Below are 9,094 nucleotides of genomic sequence, written 5' to 3'. Positions count from 1 at the left end.
ACTCTATCCATATTAAGTGCTTTTTGGTTATTGCCTGACCCTAGTTTTCTTGTATTCTCATAGCAATAGGTAAGGTAGTGATATAAATAAAGAGGGGGAACCCCAGACCCAGCAACTCTAATGGCTGCGGTATTTTGATTATGTGATGCCTCGACACCCAAGATTGCAACTTGTCCACGGGTTTTACCCTCACCAATCATCGCCAACATCAAGGTTCCAGGGGGATGAATATGCGCAGAAATACTCTCATAGCCACGCTGCGTAATTTTCTCTTTTGTATCGTTTATCAAGCAAAAGGAAACCTCCCCACTGGATATCCATGGAATCGATCCCCCCCAAAAATCTGGAGACTTTCTACTAGGGGTAGACCCAACATAAACCTTAAATAATTCACCCAATTTTTCAAAAGACCAGCAATCAGGTAGATTGCATAATTTTTGACGCTCCTCCAATGCTAGCTCAGGAGGAAACTTCAAAGGTCGAGGCTTCCGCCTAACCTTTGCAGATGACTTCCACAGGGAAAATTCACGTTGGTATAAATCTATCGCCTCCATCCGAATTCTTTTTTTTAATTCAAAGGCACTCTCAATATTTCCCAGCGTTTTTTCTCGCCATTGAGTAGTCAATTTACCCTCAAAAGCATCCTTTAGTAGGGCTTGGCGATAAACCTTAAGCTGCTCTTGTGCGAGCTTAAGATTTTCAACCCCTTTATCCAACTCAGAAAATAACTCTTCAATTTTTTGGACGATCCGATGTTGCTCAGCTAACGGCGGAATCGGAAAGTCATAGTTCCAAAGTAAATCAGGATCTACGTGGGGCGTCCCACTTCCTTTGGCTCTCGTATTTATTTGCTGATATTTCGACTGCAAAAAATAGTATGCGTAATCATTCACCATCATTGGAAAGTTAATGCGTACCAGAGTGCTCCCAAGAGCGCCATTCACCCCTTTTCCCACCAAACCAGATCGAGACCCATCCCAAACCATTAAAAAGTCAGACTCGTAACATGGATGGCAACCTACGCCATCAGTCCATGTACGGACAATCTTCTCCTCAAAAGCCTGAATATCTACATATGGAATTGGGTGCGAAGAAGATTTTTCCTTGGCTTCGTTTTTAGACTTTTTACCTTTTTGACTCTGTACAAAGTCACCAAGCTTTACTAGCTGCCATGAACATGGAACTTTAGCCTTTATCCCAGACATTCTTAAGCAACCAACACTTCATTCAATTCATCAATTAGCGGATCCATCTTTTCACCAAATAGTTGATACATTTTTCCTAATCCGCCTTGCCCATCAAAGGGTGACATTTCTAAGTCATTACGCTCTATATGGAAGGAGTTTGCCACATGGTCTCGGATCATCCTTAACCATTGCATTTGCTCCTCATTAAACTTCTCTCCGCCACCAGAGTGGTGCTTCATTACCCAGTTTTGGAAGTTTCGACGTACCGTTTCATCAAATGGCGAGATCTTGCCATCTATTTCACATACCCTGCGAATTAAAGCCACCAAAGCAGTTAGCTCATTTGCTGGCTGAGAGCCTTTGTACTCATCCAATTGCCGATAGGCGTGCCAAACCCTCAGTGGGGCAAGCTTAGGCTTATCCATCTTTAATTTATCAAGCACCTGCCGAATTAAATCAAAACTTAGCTCACGCCTGCGAAATGGTTGACTAAAGAATATTGTCAAAGCCGTGATGCTATCTTGATTTGCCTTTAAGTACTCGGCAAACTCATCAACCATGCCTTGTGCGTTTGATGCCGAATCCTCATCCCATTCAGCTCTTAGTAGCACATCTAAATTATCCCGATCAATTGTCTGCTCTTTCTCGCGCCTAATAGAATCAATCAGATCGACCAATGGGCCATTGAAAACTTGCGCAACTGTTGACACTAGCTGGGCTTGCGCTTCCTGTAGTTTTTCTTCACTTAATTCAGATCCAGCAGGAAGGCCTGCCAAATCCAATGCTTTAGCCTCCACATTATCTGTATCAATTGAGCTAAAAAGCTGCCCCACAATTTGAGTTAACTCTAAACCTCCAGCGGCAAGACGGATTTGTCTTTGATCATCGGGATCAAGCTGTTTAGTCAATCTCGCTAAACGCGCAGCCAGCGAACTGACTGTATCTTCATCGGTGGCACCCATCATGACGCTCATAGCCAGGTCCTTCAGAGGGATGGTAGGCTTTGTAATTAATGGCTGACTTGCGGTTTTTAAAGATTTAGTTACACCAACAGCATCGACAATGACATAGTGTGTTTTAGCACTAACAGCTGAAGGTGTAACCTTCCTTAGATCATCTAAATCCAGGGTACGAGTTCCGCGCCCTTTCATTTGCTCAAAGTAATTGCGACTCTTCACATCCCTCATGAAGAGGAGACACTCTAAGGGTCTAACATCCGTTCCCGTCGCAATCATATCCACTGTCACTGCTATGCGGGGATAGTAGTCATTCCGAAATTGAGCGAGGACCGACTTAGGATCTTCGTCGATTTTGTAGGTAATCTTTTTGCAAAAGGCATTGCCCTCTCCAAACTCTTCTCTTACCGTTTGAATGATGTCATCAGCATGACTATCAGTTTTGGCAAAAATGAGCGTTTTAGGAACCTCAGTTCGCCCCGGAAATATCTCCGGCAATTTATCCCGGAAGGTGCGAATTACCGTTCTAATTTGATCTGGGTTAACAATATTGCGATCAAGCTGGGTTGCTGAATACTGCTCATCCTCATCTTGTTGTTCCCAGCGTTTTTTGCGCGTTAATTTCTCACGTCTTTCGACTAGTAATTTAGCTGGAATGACTGCACCCTGCTGAGTAACTTGGGTGTCAATTACGTAAATCTCGTTTCCCACATTAACGCCATCCGCCACTGCTTTTTCATGGCTATAGTCACTCACTACATTCTTTTTAAAGAAACCATATGTACGGTTATCCGGCGTTGCAGTAAGGCCAATAAGGCTTGCATCGAAATAATCAAGAACCTGCTGCCAAAGGTTATAGATAGAGCGATGACACTCATCAATAAAAATAAAGTCAAAAAACTCTGGTGGAATCTTTTCGCTATAAACAACAGGTATTGGTGCTTTGGCTTGAACTAACTCAGCGGGATTACTCTCCTCTGTCGCCTCATCTAACTCCTTCTCCTTGAGGATCGAATAGAGGCGCTGAATAGTACAAATACATACCTGACTATCCTTGGCAATAAATGAGGACTTTAATCTCTGGACGTTATAAAGCTCTGTAAATTTTCTATTATCATCAATTGGCACATACGACATCATCTCCTGTTCAGCCTGCTCACCAAGGTTTTTAGTATCAACTAGAAATAAAATGCGCTTTGCATTTCCATACTTAAGTAAGCGATATATTGCTGTGATTGCTGTATATGTCTTACCAGCCCCAGTAGCCATCTGAATAAGAGCTCTTGGATGCCCCAATTTAAAGGATGTCTCAAGATTAGAAATCGCAGTCTCTTGACAGTCGCGCAAATGCAATTCGCTTGCCGGCAAATGATCTGGGTTTAATATTGGAATTGTCTGCAAACGCCCTTTAAGGCTAACGCCTTGTTCCAGCCACTCTTGAATGGTTTCGGGACGATGAAAACTAAATACCTCATGAGAGCGGGGTTTTGGATCTCTTGCATCTGTAAATCGATTAATAACGCCAGTACTCTCGTATAGAAAGGGTAGCGGGTCTTTATTATTTACCCATTTCAATTTAGCGCCAGCATAGCCCTCTGTTTGTGACTCATGCTTTGTTAAATGATGCCCTTCATCTTCACGCTTCGCCTCAATTACGCCGACTGCTTTTTTATTAACAAACAATACATAATCTGCTGGGCCCACATCAGTTTGATATTCCCTTACTGCCTGACCAATGCCATCATGAAGATTGATATCTTTGAGGTTTTGCACAGCCCAACCCGATTGCCTTAATAAAGCATCTATTTGGTCGCGAGCAAGCTGCTCTGGATTTTGATTTAAAGCCATGAAAAATACATTATCAATATTTAAGTAAATGCCAATACATAATTTATATACTCATAATAACAATATGTACCTAGATTATTTCTAAATCCTCATCATCAGCCTCAATATCAGCGCCTTCAGCAATTAGTTGATCTAAATACTGTGTGCGTATATCTCTTAGAGATTTTTTAGTTTCAGGGTCGAGAAGCCAAAAGCTCCAACCGTTTGTTGATTTGTTGCGGATGAAGTCACCAGCTCCGGATGGTGTTTTAAATATTTCATCACCAACCCCAATATCCCCATCCTCCAATATCACAGCCGTTACATCAGGGAATTTTGAATGGCTTGAATATAAAACCTGCCCTGACTGCAATAAACCTGCACCCATGAGGTCTTGAACCGTTATTTTAATTTTGCTGGTTTCTTTTTTTGTTCTAACACTAGATTGGTGACCTAGTGGTACTGGCCATATAGATAGGATGTCATCAATCAAATCTTCTGTACGAGCATCTATCTTTTGCTCATCCCAAACCAAGCCAGCCTCATCGGTAACCGATCTGTTTAAAAATAAAACATCGCGCTGAAGTAGGCCGGCCCTCTTGCCCTCTTCGCTATCCCAGGGGCCATTTGATACTGAGCTGTTTAACTTGCTACTAAGCAATGTTAAGTTGCCAAGCTTATGAATTCGGTCGTTACGGTTTTGCTCGGTGTAACCGTTGGTTAATGGCCAATACCTATCCCAGCTTTGCGGCATGAGATGCTCAATTGCATAAGTGCCGCGGCGCACTCTAACGCCCGACATAGAAATCTGGTCGCCGATCCAGCCTCGACGGTAATCCTCGATTGCCTCTAGAACCATTCTTAATCTACCGCGCCCGATCTTTCTATAAACCATTAAATTAGAAAGTTCACTTCTAACTTCCTTATCATCTGGCCAATATGAACTATCACTGGTTTGATTTGAGAGAAATGTCTTGAGTGCAGAACTCAATTGCCCTTTTTGGGTTTTCTGAATGACCTTGATCATCTCAGTCATAATTTTGTTATAGGCTTTAGTTGTGCCCCTTACCAACATGCGCCTAATAAGCCATGACTCAATGATCTCTAAAGATGCATTGATATCGTTAAGGTCTATTTGATCTTGGTCTCTATCAAATATTGCCAATAGCACTGGCTTTACAACTTCCATTTCCATTGCTTTAGTGCGATATAGGAATAGGCCAATACGGTCTATAGCGCCCTCAAGCACATCACCCCTATCGATAAAATCTTTGTACTTAATTGATGCCGCATGAATTCTTTCTAATAAAGCAGGCATTGTCATAGGCTTCACATCGTAATCAGCAAATGACTTGAATCTAGAAAACACTTCTCTAGATACAATTTCTTCTGTAGTTTGACAAATCAGCCAATGATTTAAAAATATGGATGATCTTGGCGCCTTAACGCGACCAACGCTAATCTCCTGCTCCCAAAATCCTGTTTCAAACTGTTTCCAGTGATTGGAGTAAGAGCTTTCAATATCTGCACCCTGCTCTAATAGTCTTTGGAACACAAAATTCTTAATAAGATCTGCAGCAGTTAATTGTGATCCCCTCGCATTGAGGGTCTCAAAGATTTCTTGGGCGTTTTCACTAGCAGTTAAGTCGATCACCACGATCTGAAGTAATTCTCGCGTTGTACGCTCTATAGCCTTCACACGTGCTGGAATCTCATCGACCCCACCCTCATTGAGCCAACGCTTAAATTGTTCCGAAAAGAACTGATGAGCAAGCACTAGCTTTGAGTCTTTATTCTTGAGGCTCTGGTAAGTGGCTGGCATATCCATGGCCATTACTTCATTAAAGGCTTGACGATCTTTGTTGGTTGGCCAAACCTTAAATTGGTCCTCATTGTGATCGCAATATTCTTTAGGATTTCTAATAAGCAGTTCTAGCCTTTTTGATGCATCAACCTCTCCGACTAAATTAATTTCAGCATGCAGTGAATCAAGCAGGATTTGCAAAGTAGTTAATCGTTGCTGGCCATCAATAACCGTTCTTTGCTGGAGATTTCCGGTTGGATTTTGAATCTGTTGAAAAACTACCGCGCCCAAAAAATGGGGTTGCTGCTGGTCTGGGCTAGCTAATAGTCGATTTGCCACCCTTTCCAAATCCTGCCATAAGGGCATCCATTGGTTTTCTTGATTCCATACATATGGTCTCTGAAAGAGCGGTACCAGCAACCTCTGGGGTTGCATAAAGATCTGCTGCGGAGTTCTAACTTGTGTATCCATATTCTCAACCCACTACTGGGGCTCTAAATTAACTAATTTGTTGGTCTTATTAGCATATTAAGGCATTAAAAATTACCCCCAATATTTGAAATTAGCGGGATTTTTCCAAAGCCTAAGCAGGCTCATCCCATGAGCCTCACCGGCTCTAATCTTTAAAAATACAACCTAAAGACACTCATATGAAATATCTACATTTATTACTGCTAGCCACTCACTTGGGGCTATTTCCCCTCCCATCCCAAGCGCAGGTCATGACTCTTGAGAACTCGCCGTACAACATGGAAAACAGCCAGTTCAATATGGAGAATTCACCGCACAACATGCGCAATAGTCCCTACAACATGGATAACAGTCAATACAACGTTAATTCTAAAAATGGGGTTTATGACAACACAGGGAATCGCATTGGTTATGAGGTAAAAGCCCCCAGCGGGGTGACCAACTACTTTGATAACAGTGGCAACCGTATTGGCTACACACCATCAAAGAGATAGCCCATGTTGTCTAGTGCAATTATCCTTAGCCTTATCCTACCCTTACAGATCTATGGTGTTGGCGCGCATTTTGAGCCCTTTATTGTTAAGGCCACGATAGACGCTGCAGTTATTGCTGGCGCACCCTCATCTAAGGCTGCCAGGAAATATGCCTTACTAAGTCAAAGGCCTGAATTCCTGACCTCAGAAACATATCAAGCCTCCGAGACCGTCAGCTGGAGACGGCTCTACTTTAGAAAGTATTTTCCAAGCTAGCCATAGACCTTCAAGGCATCCGTCAATTTAGATTCGATGGCATCTCTTAGGGATTTTGGCCCCAAAACCTCGACATCCGCGCCCTGCCTCAAAATATCTAATAGCAATTCACGTTCATCGCTATAGGGAATGCTTAAGACGAATGAACCGTCATCATGTATCTCGCCCTTTTGGTCTGGGTGCCATACTTCCTTGGCTACCCATCTTGCCCTAAAGGGGCTAAATTTTAGTTTGGCAATCTGGTGTTTAGTGCCGGCAAAAATCCCATAACCAGATTCAAGCTCAGCTCTTAAATCAGCCTCCTCAATGGATACCGCTGGTTTATCCAATAGAGTTACAGCCTCCAAAGCATCCATACCAAAAGTTCTTAAATCATCCTTATTATGGCAAAAGGCATCCAAGTACCAGTTATCTCGGTAATAAACCAATCGCTGCGGCGAAATTTCCCGCTCTGTTAACTGATTGTCTTGCCTGCCGTAATGCGTGATTTGCAGTCGCTTCCTAGCCAGTAAGCCATGGGCAACAACTTCAAAGAATTTAGTTGGCGTATTTCGCCTTGCAAGCGTTGTTACTCGAATTCTTCTCGATACCTCTCTGGCTGAATAATCCCCCTTCTCCAGGAGCTTTTCCAGTCTCTCGCGAATGGGGTTTACTTGTGACCCAATCAAGCCTTCCGGATCAATGCTGCGGAGTAATTCAATCACCGAAAGTAGGGAATGAATCTCAAACTCGTTAAGCCATAGACCTGGAAGAGCGCTTAGGTTCTCTCCGGGAGTATTTTGTAATACGTATCCACCCAAGTCAGAATCCCAGGCAATTGGCGCGCCCAAACGATCTCGTAGATACTCCAAATCACGTCTAAATGTTGCTCTCGAGATTTCCAGCTCTTTTAAAAATTGCTCGGTAGTCACCAATTTACGATCACTAAGCATTTTTTGAATCTTATAAAAGCGCTCGGTTCTATCCATTGCCATTCCCATAAATGCAACATTTGTAATTAATATTATTTTCTATAAGCATAGTCTCATGGGGTGACTCTGGCTCAGATCAACAATCAATTCTTAATCAACTACACAAGGATTCATTATGAAAAAGCTGCGTTTATATACAGTATTGGCTGCCAGTATCGCTGCAACCTCAATTGGGAGTGCCCAGGCCCAATCAACCACATTTGATGGATTTTTTGGTCAAGTTGGCATTGGCTATGAATCAGTCGCACCATCGCTTAGTTATGGAAACATTAACATTACGAATAATGGTTCACCAGTTGCAAGCCTACCTATTTCATCAAGCGTAAGTAATTCAAATAGCTTTGCTGGGACAGTAACAGCTGGATATAACTTTGCAATCACAAAAGATTTCTTACTCGGCCTTGGTGCTGAGTACTCACCAATTGCAGGCTCAAAGGCGAATTTTAGCGGCAGCAATGCAACGTTAGGTACCATCAATGGTCAATACAACAAAGAAAATTCATATAATATTTTCTTGTCGCCAGCGACACCAATTGGCAAAGATGGCTTGCTTTATGTAAAGGTGGGTTACACAGGGGCTTCAGTTAAATCACAGTACAGCGGGGGTAACTCAACCACTAGTAATTTGACTGGTTACTCATTAGGGGTTGGTTATAAGCAATTTATAACCGCTGGTTTATACGGCTTCGGTGAAGTTAATTATGCAAGCTATAGCAATCTCTCATTTAATGACTCAGCTACAAGCGGAACATATAGGGCAACACAGACTACAACCATCAGTGCCAACGCTGTAAATCTATTAGTTGGTGTTGGGTATAAGTTTTAATTAGATGTGACTTGCTGCTAGCTCATTACAGTGGCAGAATAAAGCGTGTTGTTGAAGCGAGCTGTGTCACCTTCAGCCTTGTGCCAGTAGTGTCAATAGTCGTACTGGCAACACCAAGTTACCTATTCTAATTTTGGCGGAAAGCGAGTCGCCTTTCCATATTCCAGCAGCGTAGATAGTCGTGCTGGATCCAGAACTTAAATGATGCAAATTGACTAAAGTAAGTTTCTATTATTTTCAAATGACTGAGCACCAAAAACCTAAAATGCGAGCAGCAGATGCTTGGCTAAAAAAGTTAGAAAC

At 42.5% G+C, this 9,094-nt stretch carries 7 protein-coding genes; 3 read left to right on the top strand and 4 right to left on the bottom strand.

All coding sequences use genetic code 11. The annotated features are described in order from the left end of the window. The 3 genes from B7X71_RS08800 to B7X71_RS08790 all read right to left on the bottom strand — a co-directional run. A partial coding sequence (locus B7X71_RS08800) for a restriction endonuclease subunit S (RefSeq protein ID WP_293600535.1) occupies positions 1-1,205 on the bottom strand: 1,205 nt, incomplete at its 3' end. A 2-nt stretch (positions 1,206-1,207) separates the two neighbouring features. After that, positions 1,208-3,991, bottom strand: a complete 2,784-nt coding sequence (locus B7X71_RS08795; protein WP_293600534.1) for a DEAD/DEAH box helicase family protein — start codon at positions 3,989-3,991, stop codon at positions 1,208-1,210. 70 nt (positions 3,992-4,061) lie between these two features. Further along, positions 4,062-6,245: a DUF262 domain-containing protein gene (locus B7X71_RS08790; protein WP_293600533.1), complete on the bottom strand. Its 2,184-nt coding sequence runs from the start codon at positions 6,243-6,245 to the stop codon at positions 4,062-4,064. Between the two features lie 179 nt (positions 6,246-6,424). Between B7X71_RS08790 and B7X71_RS08785 the strand changes: the two genes are divergently transcribed. Both B7X71_RS08785 and B7X71_RS08780 read left to right on the top strand, forming a co-directional pair. Further along, positions 6,425-6,739, top strand: coding sequence for a hypothetical protein (locus B7X71_RS08785; protein WP_216256669.1), 315 nt, complete (start codon positions 6,425-6,427; stop codon positions 6,737-6,739). Between the two features lie 3 nt (positions 6,740-6,742). Continuing rightward, positions 6,743-6,994, top strand: a complete 252-nt coding sequence (locus B7X71_RS08780; RefSeq protein ID WP_293599380.1) for a hypothetical protein — start codon at positions 6,743-6,745, stop codon at positions 6,992-6,994. Here the strand turns inward: B7X71_RS08780 and B7X71_RS08775 are convergent. Beyond that, positions 6,991-7,962 (bottom strand): WYL domain-containing protein, encoded by a 972-nt coding sequence (locus tag B7X71_RS08775; protein ID WP_293599379.1) that lies wholly within the window; start codon positions 7,960-7,962, stop codon positions 6,991-6,993. The two genes, B7X71_RS08780 and B7X71_RS08775, sit on opposite strands and share 4 nt — an antisense overlap. Before the next feature lie 118 nt (positions 7,963-8,080). Here B7X71_RS08775 and B7X71_RS08770 point away from each other — a divergent pair, with 118 nt between their 5' ends. Continuing rightward, the gene (locus tag B7X71_RS08770; protein ID WP_293600532.1) at positions 8,081-8,791 is read left to right on the top strand and encodes an outer membrane beta-barrel protein; all 711 of its coding nucleotides are present in this window, start codon (positions 8,081-8,083) and stop codon (positions 8,789-8,791) included. The last annotated feature ends 303 nt before the right edge of the window (positions 8,792-9,094 follow it).

The sequence above is a fragment of the Polynucleobacter sp. 39-46-10 genome, assembly GCF_002282275.1.
The sequence above is the reverse complement of the archived record's forward strand: the minus strand, read 5'-3'. Positions and strand labels throughout refer to the sequence as shown.